Consider the following 20065-nt stretch of genomic DNA (forward strand, 5'->3'; position numbering starts at 1 on the left):
TTCTTCCGTCCTGCCCAGTCCGCCGGCCGACCGGGTCGGGCACGTTCGGAGTAGGCCCGCCGCGTCCGCCGCCAGCACGATGTGAAGCCGGATCACCGCGGTCCACCCCGCCCCGCTGGAGGGAACGTTGGCCGGTTACTGGCGCGCGCTGCGGCGCCGCATCCTGACGCCCGACATCTCGGAGACCCTGCTCTCCACCCGTGGCTTCCACGAGAAGGACCCCGCCGCCCGGCACCTGCTGGAGAACGTCGGCGCCACCTTCCTCACCGGCTACGCGTACGCCGCCGAGGCCCGCACCCCACCCGACGCCGAGCGCCGTCTCGAACAGGTCCCGGAGGAGTTCCGGGGCTTCGCCTACGAGGGCGCGGCGATGGCCCTGGCGATGCTGGACGGCTTGCCGCTGGGCGGCCGCAACCACGTCCGCGGGCTGCTCGCCGGGCGCGGCCGGGACCACGTCTACATGGCCTACGTCGGGGTGGGCTGGGCGATGGCCCGGCTCCCCCGCTTCCGCTGGCCGGCGCTGTCCCTGGACGACCCGCTGCTGCGCTGGCTCGCCCTGGACGGCTACGGCTTCCACCAGGCCTACTTCCGCACCGCCGAGTACGTCCACGGGCACCGGCGGGACACCGATCTGCCCTGGCCCTGCGACGGACCCCGCGACTACGTCCCGCACGCCGTCGACCAGGGGGTCGGCCGGGCCTGCTGGTTCGTCGGCGGCGCCGACCCCGAGCGGGTGGCCGACCTGCTCGACCGGTTCCCCGAGGAACGCCGGCCCGACCTCTACAGCGGCGCCGGGCTGGCGGCCACCTACGCGGGCGGCGGCGACGAGGCGGAGCTGCGGGCCTTCCTGCGGCGGGCGGAGAAGTACCGGGGCGAGGTCGCCCAGGGCTCCGTCTTCGCCGCCACCGCCCGGATCGAGGCCGGGCTGGTCACCGAGCACACCCGGCTGGCCGCCCGCGTCCTGTGCGGCCTGACCCCGGAGGAGGCCGCGGAGTTCAGCACCGCCGTCCGGCCGGTGCCGGTGGTGGACGGCGAGCTGCCCGCGTACGAGGTGTGGCGCCGCACGATCGCCGCCCGGTTCGCATCCCGCCCGGGCGCGGTCGTATGAGCACCGTCGCCCGGCCCGGCGGACGGCCGCCGGGGCCGTCCCGCCGGCGCACCCTGGACCTGCTGACCCGGATGGCCCGGGACCGGCTCTCCGTGATGACCTGGGCGGCGCGCACCTACGGCGACGCCGTCCGGCTGCCGCTCGGCCCGAAGACGCTGCACTTCTTCAACCATCCGGACCACGCCCGGCGGGTGCTCGCCGACAACGGCGCCAACTACCACAAGGGGATCGGCCTCACCCACGCCCGGCGGGCGCTCGGGGACGGGCTGCTCACCAGTGAGGGCGCGCTCTGGCGGCAGCAGCGGCGGACCATCCAGCCGGCCTTCCAGCCCAAGCGGCTGGCCCAGCAGGCCGCCGCCGTCGGGGAGGAGGCCGAGAAGCTGGTCGCCCGGCTGCTGGCCAGGCCGCCCGGGGAGCCGGTCGACATCCGGCAGGAGATGACCGGTCTGACGCTCGGTGTCCTCGGCCGGACGCTGCTCGACGCGGACCTCGACGCCTACGAGGGCATCGGCGAGCACTTCGAGACCGTCCAGGACCAGGCGATGTTCGAGATGATGTCGCTCGGGGCGGTGCCCACCTGGATCCCGCTGCCGGGGCAGACCCGGTTCCGCCGGGCCCGCGCCGAGCTCGAACGGATCACCGCCACGCTGGCGGCCGAACGGGCCTCGGCGTCGACCGGGGGCCGGGACGACGTGCTCTCCCGGCTGGTCGAGTCCAGCCGGGACGACCCGCCGGCCGTGCGCCGGCTACGGGTGCGCGACGAACTGGTGACCCTGCTGCTGGCCGGGCACGAGACCACCGCGTCCACCCTGAGCTGGACCTTCCACCTGGCGGCCCGGCACCCGCAGGTCTGGGAGCGGCTGCACGAGGAGGCCGTCGAGGTGCTCGGCGACCGCCCGGTCGGCATCGGGGACGTCCACCGGCTCGGCTACACCACCATGGTGCTGCAGGAGGTGATGCGGCTCTACCCGCCGGTCTGGATCCTGCCCCGCAAGGCGCTCGCCGAGGACGAGATCGGCGGGTACCGGGTGCCGGCCGGCGCCGATGTGCTGATCTGCCCGTACACCCTGCACCGGCACCCGGAGTTCTGGGACCACCCGAACCGCTTCGACCCGGAGCGGTTCACCCCCGAGCGCGCCGCGCACCGCTCCCGGTACAGCTATCTGCCGTTCGGCGCCGGGCCGCGGGTCTGCGTCGGCAGCGGGCTCGGCATGATGGAGGCCGCCGTCGTCACCGCGGCGGTCGCCCGCCGGGTGCGGCTCACCGAGGTGCCCGGGTACCCGGTCGTCCCCGAGCCCATGCTGACCCTGCGGGTGCGGGGCGGGCTGCCGATGACGGTCCGGCCGGTCGGCTGAACCACCCGTACGAGAAGACCCCCGGGCCCGCGGGCCCGGGGGTCTTCTCGCGGTCCTGACGCCCTGCCGGCACCCGTCCGGACAGCACGCAGGCCCGGCCGTGCAGCGGCCCTCCCGGTGAGGGCCGCTGCACGGCCGGGCACAGCCGCCCCCGGCCCTCCCGATCGGGACCGGGAGGGCCGGGGAACAGGCTCAGGAACGGCCGAGCGGGTGGAACCCGCCGGCGTGGAAGACCAGCGCCGGCTCCGCCTCGCCGCGCCCCAGTCCGAGGACGGACCCGACCAGGATCGAGTGGTCCCCGCCGTCGTGCACGGCGGCCAGCCCGCATTCCAGCCAGGCCAGCGCGCCGGTGAGCAGCGGCGCGCCGGTGTGCCGCCCGGGGGACGCCGGGACGCCCTCGAACTCGGCCGCGCCGCGCGGCCGGTGGCGGTCCGCGAAGTAGCGGGCGAGCTTCTCCTGGCGGTCGGAGAGCACCGACACCGCGAAGCCCCCCTCCGCCAGGATCCGGTCGTGCACGGCGGCCGTGCGCACCACGCACACCAGGACGAGCGCCGGGTCGAGCGAGACCGAGGTGAACGAGTTCGCCGTCATCCCGCACGGGTTCTCCCGTCCGGCCGTCAGCACGGTGACGCCGGTGGCGAAGGCGCCGAGCGCTCCGCGCAGGGCCGAGCGGTCGTGGACCCCGCGCGGGAGGCGCTCGGACAGCCCGGCCGGCTCAGGCGGCCCGGCCAACCCGGACAGCCCAGGCAGCCCGGACAGCCGGGCCGGTGTCCCGGGCGCCGCCGGTACGGGCGGTGCGGTGAGCCCGGTCAGGGACCGGCCGTCGGTGGCGCCCACGGCCTACACCCCGCTTCCGCTGCGGACCGGAACGGGCTCCGGGACGTCCGGGACGGCGCCGGCGGCGTAGGGCGCCAGCGCCAGCCGCAGCGGCTCGGGCACCCGGGCCGGGCGGGTGTCGTTGTTCGGCCCCCGCATGCAGGCCACCCGCTGCCGGCCCCGCGCGACCAGGTCCTCGCCGCCCTCGCGGAGCCGGACGTAGTCGAAGGTGAAGCCGATCTGGGTCTGGGTGAGGTCCTCCAGCCGCATCCGGATCGACAGCTCGTCGAAGGCGGTGATCTCGGCGAAGAACTCGCAGTCCACCTTGAGGGTGAACAGCTTCAGGTCGTCGCGGATGTCCGCCAGCACCTCGGGCGCCCGCTCCCGGAGGAAGAGCTCGCGGCAACGCCCCTGCCACCGGACGTAGTTGACGTAGTAGACGTTGCCCACCAGGTTGGTCTCCTCGAAGCCGACCAGATGGCGGTGCTCGAAGTACGGCCGGTCGCTCACTCGTCCCCCTCGGTCAGGATGGCGAACACCACGGGCTCCCGGAGCCCGCGCAGTGCGGTCGGAAAGGTCGCGACGCGGGCGGCGCCGGAGCGCAGCACCAGCCAGCCGTCCAGGCCGGTGGCCGGGCCGGTCGCGGGCCCGGTCGCGGGGTCGGCGGTGAGCCGCCCGAGCGCCCGGCCGTGCTTGCGCAGGCACTCGACCGCTCCCCAGACCCGGGTGGCGGCCACGGACAGGTCCTCGGTCTGCTCGGCCGCGATCAGCCGGGCCAGGGCGAGGCCGTCGGCCCCGAGCAGGCCGGCCCAGTCCTCGGCGGTGCGCTCGTCGACGGTCTGGACGTCGCAGGCGACCGGCCGCTCCCCCGCCACCGCGAAGGTCACGCCCGCGCCGTGCGAGGAGGAGACGGTGGGCCCGCCCTCGATCTCGGGGCGGCCGTCCGGGCGGTAGCGGACCGTGGCCGGTCCGCCCACCAGCCGGGCGACGGCCTCGGCGGTACGCTGCCGCCGTTCGGCGGTGCCCCGGGGCGGGGCGCCGTCGTCCGGGTGGACGACGCAGTCGACGGCGGCGGACAGCAGGAGTTCGGCCCGGCGCTCCAGGTAGGGGCCGAGCAGGACGGGCTCCCACGGGCCGCGGCCGTCCTGCTTGCGGACGGCCTGGAGCCGCAGCCCCCGCCAGCTCTCGACCAGGGCGTCGTCGTGGTCGCGGACGTCCAGGTCGTAGAGGTAGGTGTCACCGTCGCGCAGGCGCTCGACGGCGTGCAGGACGAGCGGGCCGGACACGCCGGCCCCCGGGCCGGCGGGGTGCAGCCGCTCGACGCCGACCGGCAGCAGGGTGGCGTCCGGGACGCAGCACTGGATGGCGTGCATGAGGGTGTCCCGGGCGCCGGGGTCGCCGAGGACCAGGCCGTCCGGCAGGTAGCCGGCGAACCAGGGGGCGTCCGCGCGGGTGGAGACCTCGGCAACGCACTGCTTGGCGGCCAGCGCCCGGTAGCCGAGCAGCCGCTGGAAGCGGCCGCCCTGGAAGAGCACCGGTCCGTAGAGGTCGCGGGCCGGGTCCAGCGGGACGGCGCCGCCGGGTGCCGTCCCCAGGGCAGCGGGGGCGGGGGCGTCGAACCGCAGGGTGGCGCGGAAGTGGTCGGCCTGGTAGCCGGTCTCGCTGCTGCGGATGACGGTCCGGACCGTGCCGTCCTCGGCGGCGAGGACGGCCACCCGGATGGTGGTGGTGCCGTCGGTCGGCACCACGATCGGCCGCAGGAACTCCGCATCCTGGAGCGCCGGCGGTGTGCCGTGCCCGGTCAGGGCGGCGGCGCACTGGGTCATCGCCTCCATGCCGAGGACGGCGGGGAAGAGCAGCGAGCCGTCGAGCAGGTGGTCGCCGAGGTAGGGGTCGGTGGCGTCCGACAGGTCGGTCTCGGCGACGAGTTCGACGCCGGGGTGGTGCACCAGGAGGCGGTCGAGGAAGCGGTACAGCGGCAGTTCGGCCGTCTCGTGGGTGAGGGTCGGCAGGGATCCGGTGCGGCCGGCCACCACCAGGGTGCCGGGGGCCGTCCGGTCGGCGAGCAGACGGCCGAGCAGCGCGACGCCCTCCTCGGCCGGGATGGGTTCGATGCCGGCCCGGAGCAGCGACTCCAGGACGCCGAGCCGTTCGCCCATGCCGGTGCCGGACCAGACCGACCATTCGAGCGCGAGGCAGCGGCAGTCGGGGTAGTCCTCCCGGACCCGGTCGGTGAGGTCGGTGAGCCAGTCGTTGGCGGTGGCGTAGTCGCCCTCGCCGCGCAGTCCGGCCCGGCCGATGATGCTGCCGAAGGTGACCAGCAGCCGCAGGGAGGCGGGGTCGGTCACCGCGAGGACGTTCTCCAGGCCGGTGATCTTGGTGGCGAGGGTGCGCCGGAAGGACGCCTCGTCGAGGTCGGCGAGGGCGTGCGGCACATTGCGGCCGGCGCCGTGCAGGACGGCGGTGACCGGGCCCAGGACGGCGTGGATCCGGGCGACGGCCGTCTTGACCTCGTCGGCGGCGGTCACATCGGCCCGGACGTAGTGGTAGGAGACGCCGGCGGCGGCCATCCGCTCCAGGTTGGCGGCGAGTTCGGGGTCGTCGTCCGGGTCGGAGCGGCCGAGCAGACCGATGGCGGTGCCGGTGGCGCGGGCCAGCCCGAGGGCGCACTCGGCGGTGATGCCCTTGCCGCCCCCGGTCACCAGCAGGACGTCGCCGGTCCCGAGGCCGAGGTCGGCGCCCTCCTCGGCGGCCGCGGTCGGGTGGGGGCGCAGGACGGGGACGCGGCGGGTGCCGTCGGGGTCGTAGTGCACCTCGGCGAAGCCCCGGGTGGCCGCGACGTCGGCGACGATCCGGGCGACGGTGTCGGCGCCCGCTCCGGCGTCCGGGCCGGTGTCCCGGCCGGGCGCGAGCGGCAGGGTGATCACGGTGGTGGCGACCGCGGGCGCCTCCAGGTGCAGGGTCCTGGCCAGTCCGGCGGCGCCGCGCCGGTCGCCCACGGCGACCAGGCGGACCGGTCCGGCCGCGGAGAGTGCCGCCCGGGCGGCGTCGAGCATCAGGCCGGCGTGCCGCTCGTCGCAGTCGGCGGGCAGGCAGAGCAGCACGCCGTCGCCGAGTCCGGCCCGGCCGAGGGCGCGGTGCAGGTCCTCCGCCAGCGGGTGGTGGGGGGTGCTGAAGAGCTGCCAGTCGCCCCCCGGCCGGGGGGCGCCGGCCGGTCCCGCGGCGGCCGGGACGAGGTCGACCGCGTAGGCCCGCACCCAGGGGGCGACCCCCTGGACGGCCGCCGCACCGTCCGTCCCGGGGCCGTCGCCGTCGCCGAGCTCGTCGAGCAGTCCGGCGAGTTCGGCCAGGGTCGAGGTGGCGAAGGCGGAGGTGGCCATCGGCACGGACCGGCCGAGTTCACGGGCGGTGTCGTTGACGATCTGGCCGACCGTGATGGAGCTGAGGTGCAGCTCGTCCAGCGGGTTCATGCCGCCGTGCACCGCCGCGAGCGGCAGCTCCGCGCGCTCGGCGGCGAGCCGGAGCAGGACGGCGAGCGTGTCGTCGCCGCCGTCGGACGGCGTCTCCCGGTCCGCCGTCCGGGCGCGTTCGCGGGCCGGGGCCGGCTCGGAGCGCTCCGCCGGGCGGGCCGCCGCCGTGGTGCCGAAGTCGCCTTCGGGGGCCTCCTCGCAGGGGCTGGCGAAGAACCGGAACTCCTTGTCCAGCGGCAGCGGGCGGACCAGCCGGTCCGCGAAGAGCGCCGCGTGCTCGACGGGCGCGCCCATCGTCCAGGCCGCGGCCGTCGCGCCGAGCAGGCCGGCCAGCGAGGTGCCGTCGGTGTCGAGCGAGAGCACCGGGACGGTGGGCGCGATCTCGGCCGCCAGGCCGCGCAGCACCCGCCCGGGGCCGACCTCCAGCAGCAGGTCGGTGTCGGCGGCCAGGGCGGAAAGGGCCTCGGCGAAGCGGACCGGGTCGAGCACCTGCCGGGTCAGCAGGGCACGCGGGTCCGTCCCCTCGGCCAGTTCGGCGCCGGTGACGGTCGAGAACATCCGGCCGTGCGGCGCGGTGAACGGGACGGTCGCCAGGTGCTCCGCGAACGCGTGGGCGGCCGGTTCGACCGCGGGCGAGTGGAAGGCGTGCGAGACGTTGATCCGGTTGCTGCCGAGCCCCTGCCGGGAGGCCCGGGCGCAGACCCGTTCGACCGCGTCGACCGGGCCGGACACCACCGTCTGGGTCGGGCCGTTGTATCCGGCGACGACCACCGGGAGCCCGTCCAGCAGCGGCTCGACCTCGGCGGGCGGCGCGGCGATCCCGGCCATCGTGCCGTTGCCGTCACTGGCGTGTGCCATCACCCGGCCGCGCACGGCGACGGTCTCCAGCAGGGCGGACTCGTCGAGGGCGCCCGCCCAGTGCAGCGTGGTGAGTTCGCCCAGGCTGTGCCCGACGGCACCGACCGCCTCGATGCCGAGGGCGGCGAGCACCCGCAGGCCGGCGACGGAGGAGGTCACGATGCGCGGCTGGGCGACGTCGGTGGCGACCAGGTCCCCGTCGGCGGGCAGCCGCAGGTCGCGGTAGAGCGCGTCGACGGTGGCGAACCTGCGGCGCAGCGCGCCGCCGTCGCCCCGGCGGCCGGCGCCCTGCCCGGGGAAGAGCAGGCCGATCCGGGGCCGGGCCGAGCCGACCCCGAGGAACACCCCGCCGGCCGGGTCGACGACGGCGCGGGTGCCGCCGTCGAGGAGGCCGAGCAGGTGCTCGAAGCGCCGGGCGGCCTCCTGCGGGTTGGCCGCGAGGACGGCCGCCCGGACCGGTCGGCCGGCCAGCCGGGACTGCAGGGTGGCGGCGAGGTCCGCCAGTTCGGCGTAGGAGAGGCGGGCGGTCAGGTCGGCGAGGTGGGCGGCCGAGGCCCGCAGGTCGGCCGGGCTCGCGGCGTCCACGAGCAGCAGCTCGCAGTCCTGCCGGGAGCGGACCAGCCGTTCGGTGGTCCGTCCGAGGGCGCTCTTGCGGACGCCGTCGGCGTGCTCGACCACCACGTGGGCGTTGATGCCGCCGAAGCCCATGGAGGAGACCCCGGCGCGGATCGGCGCCTCGGCCGGCCACAGTTCGGCGGTGTCCGGGACGCGCAGCGCGGGCTGCTGTCCGGTGAGTTCGGCCTGCGGCTCGGTGTGGCCGGTGGCGGGCGGGATGATCTGGTGGCGCACCGCCAGGATGGCCTTGAGCAGCCCGGCCACCCCGGCGGCGGCCTTGGTGTGCCCGATGTTGCCCTTGATGGTGCTGATGGCCGCGGGCGGGGCGGTGGCGTCGGCGGCCCGGCGGGCCTGCGAGAAGGCGCGCAGTTCGGTGGCGTCGCCGACGGCCGTGCCGGTGCCGTGGCCCTCCAGGTAGTGGACCGAGTCGATGCCGAACCCGGCCGCCCGGTAGGCCCGTTCGATGGCCAGCCGGTGTCCCTGGACCTCGGGGCGGGTGATGCCGCCGCGGCCGTCCGAGGAGTAGCCCCAGCCGGGCAGGGTGGCGTAGCGGAACCGGCCCTGCGCGCGGGCGTCCTCGTCGCGCATCAGGACGAGCATGCCGCAGCCCTCGCCGGGCCAGAAGCCGTTGGAGTGCCGGTCGTAGACGCGCATCTCGCCGGTGGCGAGGGCGCCGGTCTTGGCGAAGCCGATCAGTTCGAACGGGTCGATGCTGAGGTCGACCCCGCCGGCGACGGCGACGTCGAACCGGCCGTCGGCGAGCGCGTCGGCGGCGGTGATGACGGAGAGCAGGGAGGAGGAGCAGGCCCCGTCGACGGTGAAGCCGCCGCCCTTGAAGTCGAAGTGGTTGCAGATCCGGCCGGCGATCGTGTTGGCCAGGCCGCCGGCCAGGGTGTCCTCGCCGATCGGCGGGAACGGGCTCTTGTAGCGCTCCTCCAGGCCGTCCAGGAACTCGCCGAGCGCGGCGTCGTCCCAGCCCTGTTCGCGCAGCGCGGCGCCGACCGTCCGGCGGACGTAGGGCCAGCGCAGGCGCATGACGTTGGCGCGGCTGAACTCGCCGGTCAGGGTGTTGCCGACGACGACGCCGGTGTTGGCGTCGGCGAGCCCGTGACCGGCCGGGAAGCCGGCGTCGGCGAGGGCCCGGGCGGCGGTGTCGAGGGCCAGCCAGTGCGTCATGTCGGTGGCGCGGAAGGTGCTGCCGGCGACCCGGTGCTCGACCCGGTCGAACTCGAAGCCCTCGATGACGGCCGCGTTGGGGCTGTAGAAGCGGTCCGGTGCGGCGGGGTCGGGGTCGTAGTAGTCGGCCGCCCGCATCCGCTCGTCGGGGATGCGGCGGAAGGCCCGGCGCCCGGCCAGGACGTTCTGCCACAGCTGCTGGGGGGAGTCGGCGTCGGGGTAGCGGCAGGCGATGCCGACGACGGCGATGCGGCGGTCGCTCATACCGACACCGCCTCGGTGCCGGACTGCCGGCCGACCGCCTGCGGGTTGCCGGCCGCGCCGAGCGGGCCGGCCGCGGCGCGCTCGCGGCGTCGCTTGAGCAGGTGGGCGACCCACCAGCCGCCGCCGCGCAGCGCGCAGGCGAGGGAGGTGGCGAAGAACAGCGTGTAGACGACGTTGAAGACCATCAGGAGGCCGTAGATCATGGCCACCCCGGAGCCGAACATGAACTGCGGCCAGGCCTTGGACGGGGTGGTGCCGGGGTCGCTGATCATGTAGTTGGTGAAGAGGACGAACGCCACCCCGGTCATCACGCCGAGCGCGGAGTAGAGCGAGACGTCCCAGATCCAGTGCCGGAGGAACGCCTGGATGGCGAAGCCGCCGAGCCAGCCCACGATCAGCGGGGTGCGCTTGGTCAGCAGGGAGTTGATCACCGTGCCGGCGGTGGCGATGATCAGCGGGATCATCATCCGGAAGAAGGTGTTGGCGTTCTCGGTGAACTCGTAGGGCGGGGCGATGCTCAGCCAGGAGCCGAAGCAGAGCAGCGAGACGGTGATCCCGAAGTTCGACGGGTTCATGAAGTGGCGCATCCGCCCGGCCACCGGGGCCTGGAGGGCGTGCTTGCCGGAGACGCCGACGACCACCGCGAAGAGCATCGCGATCAGCTGGTTGTTGACGTAGAGGAGCATGTTCGCGGCCAGCGCGGTGATGTGCGACGGCAGGAGGAACTCGTAGACGCCGCGCACGCCGTGGCCGAGGAACCGCGGCCCGCGCTTCTGCGCCCAGGCGCTCAGCAGCTCGAAGGCGATCTCGGTGGCGTAGCCGGTGAGCACCGCCAGGATCGGCCAGAGCCAGGGCTGCTCGAAGCCGAGCAGGGTGTAACCGAAGATGTTGAACACGCTGATGGAGAGCGCGAAGTTGCGCAGGGCGAGGTAGCGGGGGTCGGGCTTCGGCTTCGGTCCGGGCGCGGGCGACGGGGACGCGCCGGCCGGTACGCCGCTGACGGGTGACTGTACGGTCGCGGTCATCGGCTCGGGACCTCCTTGATGTCGCTGGTGAGTTCGAGGGTGTGGGTGCCCGGGGTCAGCTGGGTCGTCTTCTGGTGCGGGGTGCCGCCGGCGTCGCGCCATTCGAGGCTCACCGTCACCGGGCCGCTCGTGGCGCCGAGGCCGAAGTGCACGTCGAAGCTGCGGAATCCGCCGTGGCCGCCACCGCCGTCGAGCTGGGAGACCTGGGTGCCGAGGGCCGAGGTCACCTTGACCCGGGCGCCGTAGGCGGGCGATCCGGTGCCCGCCAGGCCCTGGCCGGCCGCGCTGTCGCCGGCCGGGCGGTAGAGCTTCAGGTTGAGGTAGTCGCCGCGGTTGGACGCCATGTTGGCGTAGAAGGCGGGCGGGCCCCACTGGCGGGCCACCGCGAAGTCGAGGGCGCCGGTACCGGTGGTGTCACCGGTGGCGATGCCCCGGGTGGGGGTGGGGACGGCGAGGCCGAGCTGCTTGCTGACATTGGCGTAGACGCCGTTGGCGGTCTTGGCGTAGAAGCCGAGCACGTTGTCGCCGGCGAGGTCGTCACCGGGCTGCACGTGCGGCCACATCCGGGGGTTGGAGAGCAGATTGTCGTTGCTCATGGCGAGTTCCTGGAGCCACGGCCAGCGGTCGATGTTCCCCTTGACGAAGCCGGTGGCCTGGATGACGGAGAGGTCGCCGTTGTTGAGGAAGTCGCCCATCTTGGCGTCCCAGCCCCAGCCGGTCCAGGCCATGCCGTGCTCCTGGGCCTTCTGGGTGAACGGCGCCGTGCCGCGTTCGAGCTGCCGCTTCATGTCGGCCTCGTCCTTCGCCTCGTTGACCCAGACGAAGTTGCTCTCCTCCAGGCCCCAGGCCTCGGTGATGTTGCTGACGAACATGTCGAAGTTGCCGTTGTGGTTGAGGTCGCCGAAGTCGACGCCCATGCCCTTGAAGGAGCCCTTGCCGAGGACGAACGACTTCGGGGTGGTGGGCGTCCGCTCCCCGGTGGCCTCGGTGAACCGGATCTTCCCCGGGGTGGAGCGGTTGTACAGCAGGTGGGCGTGGCCGAAGTCGTTGGCGATGTAGAGCTCGGGGAGCGCGTCGGAGGTCAGGTCGGCGCCGGAGATGGCCAGCGTCCACCCGGTGGAGGCGTCGTAGGGGATCGCGTCCTTCTCCTCCACGAAGGCGGCGGTGGGGTCGCTGCCGGTGGTGGCGGACACCCAGCGCAGCACGTGGTCGCCGCCGGCGTTGCGGGCGCTGGAGAGGGAGTCGTTCATCGCCACGTTGTTGAGGCCGTGCGGGTCCAGGACGTCGGAGTCCGGGAAGTAGTTGCCGATCACGATGGACGGGTGGCCGCTGCCGTCGAGGTCGCCGACGTAGTCCGCGTCGGTGTTCCAGCGCGGGCCGTGGTACTTGCCGTCCGGCGAGGCGGTGGGCACGACCTCGCGCGGCACGTACGCGCCGGGCGCCGGCTCGGTGGCGTCGGTCCTGGCCATGAAGAGGATCGGGGTCCGGCCCCAGTAGGTGACCAGCAGGTCCATCCGGCCGTCGCCGTTGAAGTCGCCCGGGGTACAGCCGGTGGGCGCCATCGCGGCGTCCATCGGCAGCGGCGCCGCGTCGAGGACGAAGGGGGTGAAGCGGTCGCCGGGCCGGGCGGTCGGCGTGTAGGTGACGATCACCTGGTCGGTCCGGGTGTCGACGATGCACATGCCATCGGCGACGCCGTGTCCGGTCAGGTCGTTGATGGCGATGCTGGCGCCGACCGAGGAGATCCACGAACGGATCTTGTAGTAGGCCGGGTTGACCTCCCGGACGGTCTTCATCGGGCGGTTCTCGTAGCCCGGTGGCATCGCGATCGGCAGTTCCTGGAAGGCGTACGCGGCGGCTGCCTCGTCACCTCCGGCCACCGCCACGGAGGTCCTGACCGCGAAGAACAGGGAGGCGGCGACCACGATGGTCGCCACCCCCGGTATCATCCGGCGAAACCGCTCACGGAGACGCATCTCATTCCCTTCGGATCGGGCACGGACGGAACTGCCAGGACCAGTGAAATACCGTCAAAAGAACGGCGGATATGGCCAGGAGTTCGCAGAATGAATGATGGATCGGAGTCCGCGGAAAACGCTTCTCCCGCATTGCCCACCGATACGGCCGATATGGGCACGTTCGGAGAAGACCGCGGCCCGGGCACGTGTGATGCTCTCCGGCAGATCGCCCGAGCGCACGCCCCGTGGATCCACCACGAACGGGGGTGCCGCCACCGGTACTACGCCGCGAGGACATGTCATGACAGAGACGTACGACGAGATCATTGTCGGATCAGGCTCGGCCGGCGCAGCCCTGGCCGCCCGGCTCAGCGCCGATCCCTCCCGCCGGGTCCTGCTGCTGGAGGCCGGCCCGGACTTTCCGGACATCGACGGGACCCCCGAGGACCTCCGCAGCGGCGCCGCGATGTCGCTGGACGAGCACGACTGGAAGTACCGGGCCGAGATCGCCGACGGCCGGCGGGTCCGCTTCCCGCGCGGCAAGGTGACCGGCGGCTCCTCGGCGGTGGGCGCCACCATCGCCCTGCGCGGCGTGCCGCAGGACTACGACGAGTGGGCCGCCGTCGGAAACCCCGAGTGGTCCTGGGAGAAGGTCCTGCCGTTCTTCCGCCGCCTGGAGGACGACGCCGACCACGACCAGGGCGAAGTGCACGGCCGGGGCGGCCCGTACCCGGTGCGCCGCTGGCAGCCCGACGAACTGACCGACATCCAGCGGGGGTTCCTGCAGGCCGCCCTGGACGCCGGATACCCCGAGGTCAAGGACCACAACGACCCCGAGGCGACCGGCGTCGGCCCGATCCCCTCCAACCGGCGCGAGCCGCTGGACGTCCGGGTCTCCACCGCGATGGCCTACCTGACCGCCGAGGTGCGCGAGCGCCCCAACCTCACCATCCGGCCCGGCGTCCTCGTCCACCGCGTGCTGCTGGAGGACGGGCGCGCCACGGGCGTGGAGGTGTCCACCGCGGGCGGCGCGGCCGAGCAACTGCTCGGCCGCCGGGTCGTGCTGTCCGCCGGCGCTGTCAACTCACCCGCCATCCTGATGCGTTCGGGCATCGGCCCGGCCGACGAGCTGGCCCGCCACGGCATCGCGGTCCGGACCGACCTGCCGGGCGTGGGCGCCAACCTGATCGACCACCCGCGGACCGGCGTCTTCATGGTGCCCCGGCCCGGCGCCGTGGACACCGCGGCACCGTTCCTGCAGACCATCCTGCGCACCACCGCCGAGGACTCCGACCAGTTCAACGACCTGCAGTTCTACATGGTCAACCACTTCGACCTGACACTCTTCCCGGACCTCCAGATGCTGGCCGGCGGCATGGTCATCCTCGGCGTCATGGTCGTCCACCAGCGGCCCGAGTCCCGCGGCCGGATCACCCTCACCTCCGCCGACCCCGCGGCCGCGCCCGACGTCCGGCTGAACTTCCTCTCCACCGAGCGGGACATGCGGATCCTCGCCGACGGCGTCCGCACCTGCTGGCAGCTGGCCAACCACCCGGACGTCCGCCCGTACGGCGAGTCCTTCATCGTGCTCAACGAGCGGCTGGTCGAGCAGGACGACATGGTGCGCCAGTACATCCGGGTCAGCCTGGACAGCGCCTACCACCCGGTCGGCACCGCCCGGATGGGGCCGGCCGACGACCCGGGCGCCGTGGTCGACCAGTACCTGCGCGTCCACGGTGTCGACGCCCTGTACGTGGCCGACGCCTCCGTGATGCCGAACATCGTCAGCTGCAACACCAACCTGACCTCGATCATGATCGGCGAGCGGCTGGCGGACTGGCTGAGCCGCGACTGACCGCCACCGGCCGCCACGGCCGGCCGGCCCCGGGCCCGTTCGCGTACCAGGCGGACGGGCCCGGGGCCGTTCGCGTACCCGGGACGCCGGCCGGCCGAAATGACCAATACCCGTGCCCGGTCCGGCCTTTGACCAACCGGCCGACCGGTCGTTCAATCCACCTGGCAGAGGGCAATCTCGGAGACACCAGACCGACCGCCCGGTGCCACCATCGTGGGAAAGCAAAGCACCGAAATCACCGTCCGCGGAATATCCGAACCACTCGGAGAGCAGGAGAGATTGACATGACGGAGCAGCAGCAGATCCCCGGGGTCCGCGTCCCGATGGTGTCCGAATCCGAGGCCACCGGCCGCACCGCGGAACTGTACGAGCGCATCAAGGAGACGACGAAGCTTCCCTTCGTTCCGGACATGTTCCGGCTGGTATCCGCCCGGCCGGCCCTCCTGGAGGTGGTACTCGCCGGCTATTCCGGGGTCTTCAGCGACGGCGTGCTGCCGCGCGGCACCCGGGAACTCATCTCCGCCTGGACGTCGAAGGTCTGCGGCTGCCCGTACTGCGTCGGGACGCACAACTGGTTCCTGCTCCAGTTCGGCGGCAGCAAGGAGCTCGCCGACGCCATCACCGTCGCGAGCTCCCCCGACGAGCTGCCCGTCGACGCGCCCACCGCCGAACTGCTGCGGCTGGTCACCAAGGTGACCACCGGCGCCTACCGGGTCACCGACGAGGACTGGCAGCGGGCCGCCGCCGCGGGGTGGAACGACGAGGAACTGCTGGAGGCGGTCTTCGTCGCCGCCCTGTTCAACTTCATCACACGGCTGGTCGACGGCCTCGGGCTCGGCACGACGGTCCGCGAGAGCCGGATCTCCCGGCAGGACACCGAGGAGCAGGACACCGGGGAGCAGGCGACCGGAGACGCCGGGGACGCCGAGGACGCCGCCCGGTGAACGCCTCCCGCGCCGTTCTGCTCACCGGCGCCTCCTCCGGCACCGGCCTCTCCTCCGGCACCGGCCGGGCCGTCGCACTCCGGCTGCACCGGGCCGGCTGGCCGGTGTACGCGACCGCCCGCGACCCCGAGATGCTCGCGCCGCTCGCCGCGGAGGGCATCACCACGATGCGCCTGGACGTGACCGACGAGAAGTCGATGCTGGCGGCGGTGGAGCGGATCACCGCCGAACACGGCGCGGTGGGCGTGCTCGTCAACAACGCGGCCTACAGCCTCAACGGGACCATCGGCGAGACGCCGATCGAGGAGGTCCGCCGGCAGTTCGAGACCAATGTCTTCGGGCTCTCCCGGCTGACCCAGCTGGTCCTGCCCGGCATGCGCGAGCAGGGGCAGGGCCGGATCGTGATGATGTCCTCGATCTTCGGGCAGTTCGCCACCCCCGGGCGCGGCTACTACCAGGCCACCAAGCACGCGCTGGAGGCCATCGGGGACTCGCTGCGGCACGAGGTCGCCCATGTCGGGATCAAGGTGGTCCTGGTCGAGCCCTCGCCGATCCTCGGCGGCTTCGTGCCGACCAGCGTCGCCGACCTCGGGATGTCCGGCCAGGAGAAGTCCGGCCTGTACGACGCGTTCTGGGAGCACTTCGTCGACTGGCACGGGGCCTACCGCGAGACCGAACACCCCACCGGCCGCGGGCGGATGGCGGTCCGGGCCGAAACGGTCGCCAAGGTCGTGGAGCGGGCGGTGGCCAGCGACAACCCGAGGATCAGGTACCGGATCGGGGTCCCGTCCCGGCTGCTGCCCCGGATGCGCTGGACCATCGGTGACCGCATGTTCGAGCGATTTGTGCGAGCTTTCTTCCCGATCCCTTAACATGCGGTCCACCGAACGTTCCTGACTGGCACTCAGTCGGACTCCCCAACCACCGCCGGTCCCGCCGGCGCCCACCGGACGTCCGGCCCCGTTCCCGTCCCTCCGGCCCACACACCTACTACAGGGGAACCGCGTGCACCGAAGAATCGTCCAACGCGGGCTGCGCAACCTGTCGCTCGCCCAGATCCGCCACGTCTCGCCGGCCGGCTACCACAGCGGCGGACTGCCCGTACGCCGCGTCTACCGGGAGGTGGAGCGCGACTTCGGGGTGCTCGCCCCGCCCATCGCACTGCACTCCCCCGCGCCGGACGTGATGACCGCGAGCTGGCTGGTCCTCCGCGCCTCGCTGGTCGCCCCCGGCCGGGCGCGGCGGGCGGCGAAGGAGGCGGTGGCCGTCGCGGTCTCCGAGGCCAACTCCTGCCCCTTCTGCGTCCGGATGCACGCCGCGACCCTGGCGGTGCTGCTGCCCGGCGGCGGCGCCGGTCCGGGGCAGCCCGCCACCGTCGCGGGCGGCGACGGGCTGCCCGACCCCGTCCCGGCGGACGAAGTGCCCGAACTGATCGGGACCCTGGTGGTGATGCACTACCTCAACCGGATGGTCAACGTCTTCCTGAGCGAAGTCCCGCTGCCGCCCGGCGCCCCCAGGACCTCGCTCGGCCCGGTCCTGCGGGTGCTCACCTGGCTGATCCGCTCGGCGGGCCGGACGGCCTCCCCGCGCTCGCGCAATCACGGCCTGCTCCCCGCGGCCGAGCTGCCGGAGGACCTCCGCTGGGCGGCGGGCGAGCCGAGCGTCGCGGACGCCTTCGCCCGGGCCTGCGCCGCCCTCGACGAGGCCGGCCGCCGGGCCGTTCCGGCCGCCGTCCGGGCCGTGGTGACCGCCGAACTCGACCAGTGGGACGGGCAGCCGCCGGGGCTCGGCACCCCCTGGCCGGAGCGGGCGCTGGCCGGCCTGTCGGCCGAGGACCGGCCGGCGGGCCGGCTGGCCCTGCTCAGCGCGATGGCCTCCTACCGCGTCGACGACCGGACCGTCGCCGCCGCGCGGCCCGGCCGGACCGACCGCGACATCGTCGAAATCACCGCCTGGGCGAGCTTCGAGGCGGCCCGCCGAATCGGCGACCGGACCTACCGGCAGACCGGCCGGAAGGACGCCACCGGCCATTGAGGGCTACCCCGCCCGGGCATGGCCCGAACCTCGGGCGTGACCTTGAGTTCGACATACGACTCCGCTAACGTAACGGCCCATAACACGGGGGCATCACAAATTGACGACGGTTTCTCCACTAACGGAACAGAGCGTCCCGCCGAATCGGCGGAATTCCACGGCCGCGCGCCGCCACAGGCTCGACGGAGGCTGCGCCCGGCCGGTTCCATGCGCCATCTGATCCGGGCGCCGCTTCCCGCGGCGCCCGCGGTCTCATGCCGCGCACCTCTTCCCCCGATTGGAGAGATGTCATGCGGGCTGCTGTCGAGCGTGCGATCAACACGATGTGGGACCACTACAACGAGCCGCTCTCGCTGGCCGACCTGGCCGACACCGCCATCCTCAGCAAGTTCTACTTCTCCCGTGTCTTCAGAGACCAGACCGGCACCTCCCCCGGCAGATTCCTGACCGCCATCCGCCTGTTCAAGGCCAAGGGCCTGCTCCAGCACACCCTGCTGAGCGTCACCGACATCTCCTATCAGGTCGGTTACAACAGCCTCGGAACATTCACCAGCCGTTTCACCCGGAGCGTCGGAATGTCGCCGGCGCGATTTCGCGCGTTTACCCGAACCGGAATTCACGATATTAACCGCCCGCCGGCGGCAGGTTTAGGACAACGGGTCTCCACGGTCACCGGATCGGTCACCGTGCCGCCCACCGAAGGCGCCGTCCGGGTCTATGTCGGGGCTTTCAAGGAACCGATCGTGCAGGGTTTCCCGGTGGCCTGCGCCGTCCTGAACGGCCCCGGGCGCTACCGGCTCGACGCGCTGCCCGACGGGCTCTGGTACGTCCGCGCCACCGTCCTCGCGCTGGACTCCCAGCCCCGCCGGCGCTCGCACCAGCCGCTGTTCGTCGGGTCGAGCGCGCCGATGACGGTCCGCAGCGGCCGCGCCGAGGCCGACATCGACACCAGACCGCTCTGTCTGCTGGACATGCCGATCCTGCTCGCCCTGCCCGAACTGGACTGCCACTTCTCGGGATCCGCGTGCACACCCGCGGCGTCCTCGCCGTGGAGCCGCGAGGCGCGGTCCGAGCTGACCCAGCAGGCGTACCCGGCCTGACGGCCGGGCCGGGACCCGGCACCCCGGACCGCCGGCCGGTGTGCCGTCGAACGAACCGGCCGACCACGCCCCACCGTGCCGTGTCGCGCCCTGCCGACCATGCCCGCCGAGCCGTGCCCTGCCGCGTCACCCCCACCGCGGACGGCCTCGGGGAGCAGGCCGGGACCAGGGTGTCCCGCCGCCGGAAGCCCGACCGCCGGTCCCGCCCCGGCCCGCCTCCGACCGGGCCCGCCCGGCCTCGCCCGGACCGGCCTCGCCCGGACCGGACGCACCGACCCGGACGCGCTCAGACCCGGCCGGACGCGACGGTATCCGGGTGCCCGCCGGCCGCCCGGCCGGCCTGCCGGGCGGAGATCCGCCCCGAGCGGTGCAGCCAGCCGACGGTGTCGGCCAGGGTCTGCGCGAGCGGTCGCGCCCGCAGCCCCAGCGACGGCGCGTCCACGGCCACCGGCGCCGCCACCGCGCAGGTGTAGACCGCGCCGAACTCCGCCGGGATGTACCACGGCCACACATGCTGCAGCAGCCCGACCAGTCGGCCGACCGGGAACATCGCCCGGGCGGGCAGATACCCGGCCGGCAGCCACCGACCGGTCACCTCCCCCACCGCCTCGACATACTGACGGGTCGTCAGAAACCGCCCGGGCGCGAAGTACCGGTCGGCGGCGGGGACTCGGCCGGCCGGCCTGGTGACCAGCGCGGCGTGCAGGGCCGCGGTGTCCCGGACGTCCCCGAGCGGGAGCCCGCCCGACGGCCAGAGCGGCATCAGGCCGCGCAACTCGTTGCGCAGCCGCGCGTTCTGGTCACCCAGGTACGGATCGTGCGGCCCCAGCAGCGCCGGCGGGTAGCTGATCACCACCGGGGCGCCCGCCTCCTGGTGCCCGCGCGCGAGCAGGTCGGCCGCCGCCTTGCTCGCCAGGTAGGCCTCCCGCGGCCGCCCGACCGGCGAGTGCGCGCCCAGCTCGGCCTGCGGGGAGGGGAAGAGCGCTCCGACGCTGGAGACATGGACGATCGGGTCGGCCCCGGCCCGGCGGGCGGCCTCGATGACCAGCCCGGTGCCCTGCACGTTGACGCGGCGCACCTGCGCGTACTTCCTGCTGTCGAAGGAGTAGACGGAGGCCGCGTGCAGCACCGCGTCCGCTCCCGTGACCGCCCGGGCCACCGCGTCGGGGGCCGTGACGTCGCCGACCACCACCTCGACCCGGGCCGGGTCGACGCCCAGCGGCCCGAGCGCCCGGCCCACCGCCGCCGGATCGCGGACCAGCAGGCGTACCCGGCAGCCCGCCGCGAGAACCGCCGCTACCGAATGGGCTCCGACGAACCCGGTTCCCCCCGTGACACAGACCAGCATGAGCCCTCCACCCTCGGCCGTACGACGGTCCCGTTCAGCCGGCCGGTCCGGGTGGACGCGGTGGCCCGGCCATCGTGCCGCAGCGGGGTGGACGGCGTCTTCTCACAGCGTGCCCCCCGTGGGCCGAACCCCGCCCCCT

Annotated in this window: 13 protein-coding genes; 7 read left to right on the plus strand and 6 right to left on the minus strand. The window is 73.8% G+C overall.

From position 1 onward, the window contains the following. Positions 1-127: 127 nt before the first annotated feature. Entirely contained in the window at positions 128-1108 is a 981-nt protein-coding gene (locus tag AB0P06_RS17930) for a DUF1702 family protein (RefSeq protein WP_363608269.1), read from the plus strand. Beyond that, positions 1105-2463, plus strand: a complete 1359-nt coding sequence (locus AB0P06_RS17935; RefSeq protein WP_363608271.1) for a cytochrome P450 — start codon at positions 1105-1107, stop codon at positions 2461-2463. The genes AB0P06_RS17930 and AB0P06_RS17935 overlap by 4 nt, the downstream gene beginning before the upstream one ends. A gap of 192 nt (positions 2464-2655) precedes the next feature. Here the strand turns inward: AB0P06_RS17935 and AB0P06_RS17940 are convergent, their stop codons facing one another. The 5 genes from AB0P06_RS17940 to AB0P06_RS17960 all read right to left on the minus strand — a co-directional run bounded on the left by AB0P06_RS17940 (position 2656) and on the right by AB0P06_RS17960 (position 12663). Then, a complete protein-coding gene (locus AB0P06_RS17940) occupies positions 2656-3168 on the minus strand; it encodes a flavin reductase family protein (RefSeq protein WP_363608317.1) in 513 nt (170 codons plus the stop codon). Between the two features lie 135 nt (positions 3169-3303). After that, positions 3304-3789, minus strand: a complete 486-nt coding sequence (locus AB0P06_RS17945) for an acyl-CoA thioesterase (RefSeq protein WP_363608273.1) — start codon at positions 3787-3789, stop codon at positions 3304-3306. Continuing rightward, complete coding sequence (locus tag AB0P06_RS17950; RefSeq protein ID WP_363608275.1) at positions 3786-9662, minus strand: type I polyketide synthase; 5877 nt, start codon at positions 9660-9662, stop codon at positions 3786-3788. Before AB0P06_RS17950 ends, AB0P06_RS17945 begins: the two co-directional genes overlap by 4 nt. Then, positions 9659-10687, minus strand: coding sequence for a hypothetical protein (locus tag AB0P06_RS17955; RefSeq protein WP_363608277.1), 1029 nt, complete (start codon positions 10685-10687; stop codon positions 9659-9661). Before AB0P06_RS17955 ends, AB0P06_RS17950 begins: the two co-directional genes overlap by 4 nt. After that, positions 10684-12663, minus strand: coding sequence for a CRTAC1 family protein (locus AB0P06_RS17960; RefSeq protein ID WP_363608279.1), 1980 nt, complete (start codon positions 12661-12663; stop codon positions 10684-10686). The genes AB0P06_RS17955 and AB0P06_RS17960 overlap by 4 nt, the downstream gene beginning before the upstream one ends. A gap of 283 nt (positions 12664-12946) precedes the next feature. On the opposite strand from AB0P06_RS17960, the gene AB0P06_RS17965 reads away from it, so the two are divergent. From AB0P06_RS17965 to AB0P06_RS17985, 5 genes are all read left to right on the plus strand, one after another. After that, positions 12947-14500, plus strand: a complete 1554-nt coding sequence (locus tag AB0P06_RS17965; RefSeq protein ID WP_363608281.1) for a GMC family oxidoreductase N-terminal domain-containing protein — start codon at positions 12947-12949, stop codon at positions 14498-14500. Between the two features lie 284 nt (positions 14501-14784). After that, positions 14785-15444 carry a peroxidase-related enzyme gene (locus tag AB0P06_RS17970; protein WP_363608283.1) on the plus strand — a complete coding sequence of 220 codons (660 nt, stop codon included), beginning with the start codon at positions 14785-14787 and terminating at the stop codon, positions 15442-15444. Continuing rightward, positions 15441-16316, plus strand: a complete 876-nt coding sequence (locus AB0P06_RS17975) for an SDR family NAD(P)-dependent oxidoreductase (protein WP_363608285.1) — start codon at positions 15441-15443, stop codon at positions 16314-16316. The genes AB0P06_RS17970 and AB0P06_RS17975 overlap by 4 nt, the downstream gene beginning before the upstream one ends. A gap of 133 nt (positions 16317-16449) precedes the next feature. Next, entirely contained in the window at positions 16450-17478 is a 1029-nt protein-coding gene (locus tag AB0P06_RS17980; RefSeq protein WP_363608287.1) for a carboxymuconolactone decarboxylase, read from the plus strand. Between the two features lie 290 nt (positions 17479-17768). Beyond that, positions 17769-18578 (plus strand): helix-turn-helix transcriptional regulator, encoded by an 810-nt coding sequence (locus AB0P06_RS17985; RefSeq protein ID WP_363608289.1) that lies wholly within the window; start codon positions 17769-17771, stop codon positions 18576-18578. A gap of 286 nt (positions 18579-18864) precedes the next feature. Here the strand turns inward: AB0P06_RS17985 and AB0P06_RS17990 are convergent, their stop codons facing one another. Continuing rightward, a complete protein-coding gene (locus AB0P06_RS17990) occupies positions 18865-19926 on the minus strand; it encodes an SDR family NAD(P)-dependent oxidoreductase (protein ID WP_363608291.1) in 1062 nt (353 codons plus the stop codon). Between the last annotated feature and the right edge of the window lie 139 nt (positions 19927-20065).

The sequence above is a fragment of the Kitasatospora sp. NPDC088351 genome, assembly GCF_040685575.1.
Classification (GTDB): domain Bacteria; phylum Actinomycetota; class Actinomycetes; order Streptomycetales; family Streptomycetaceae; genus Kitasatospora.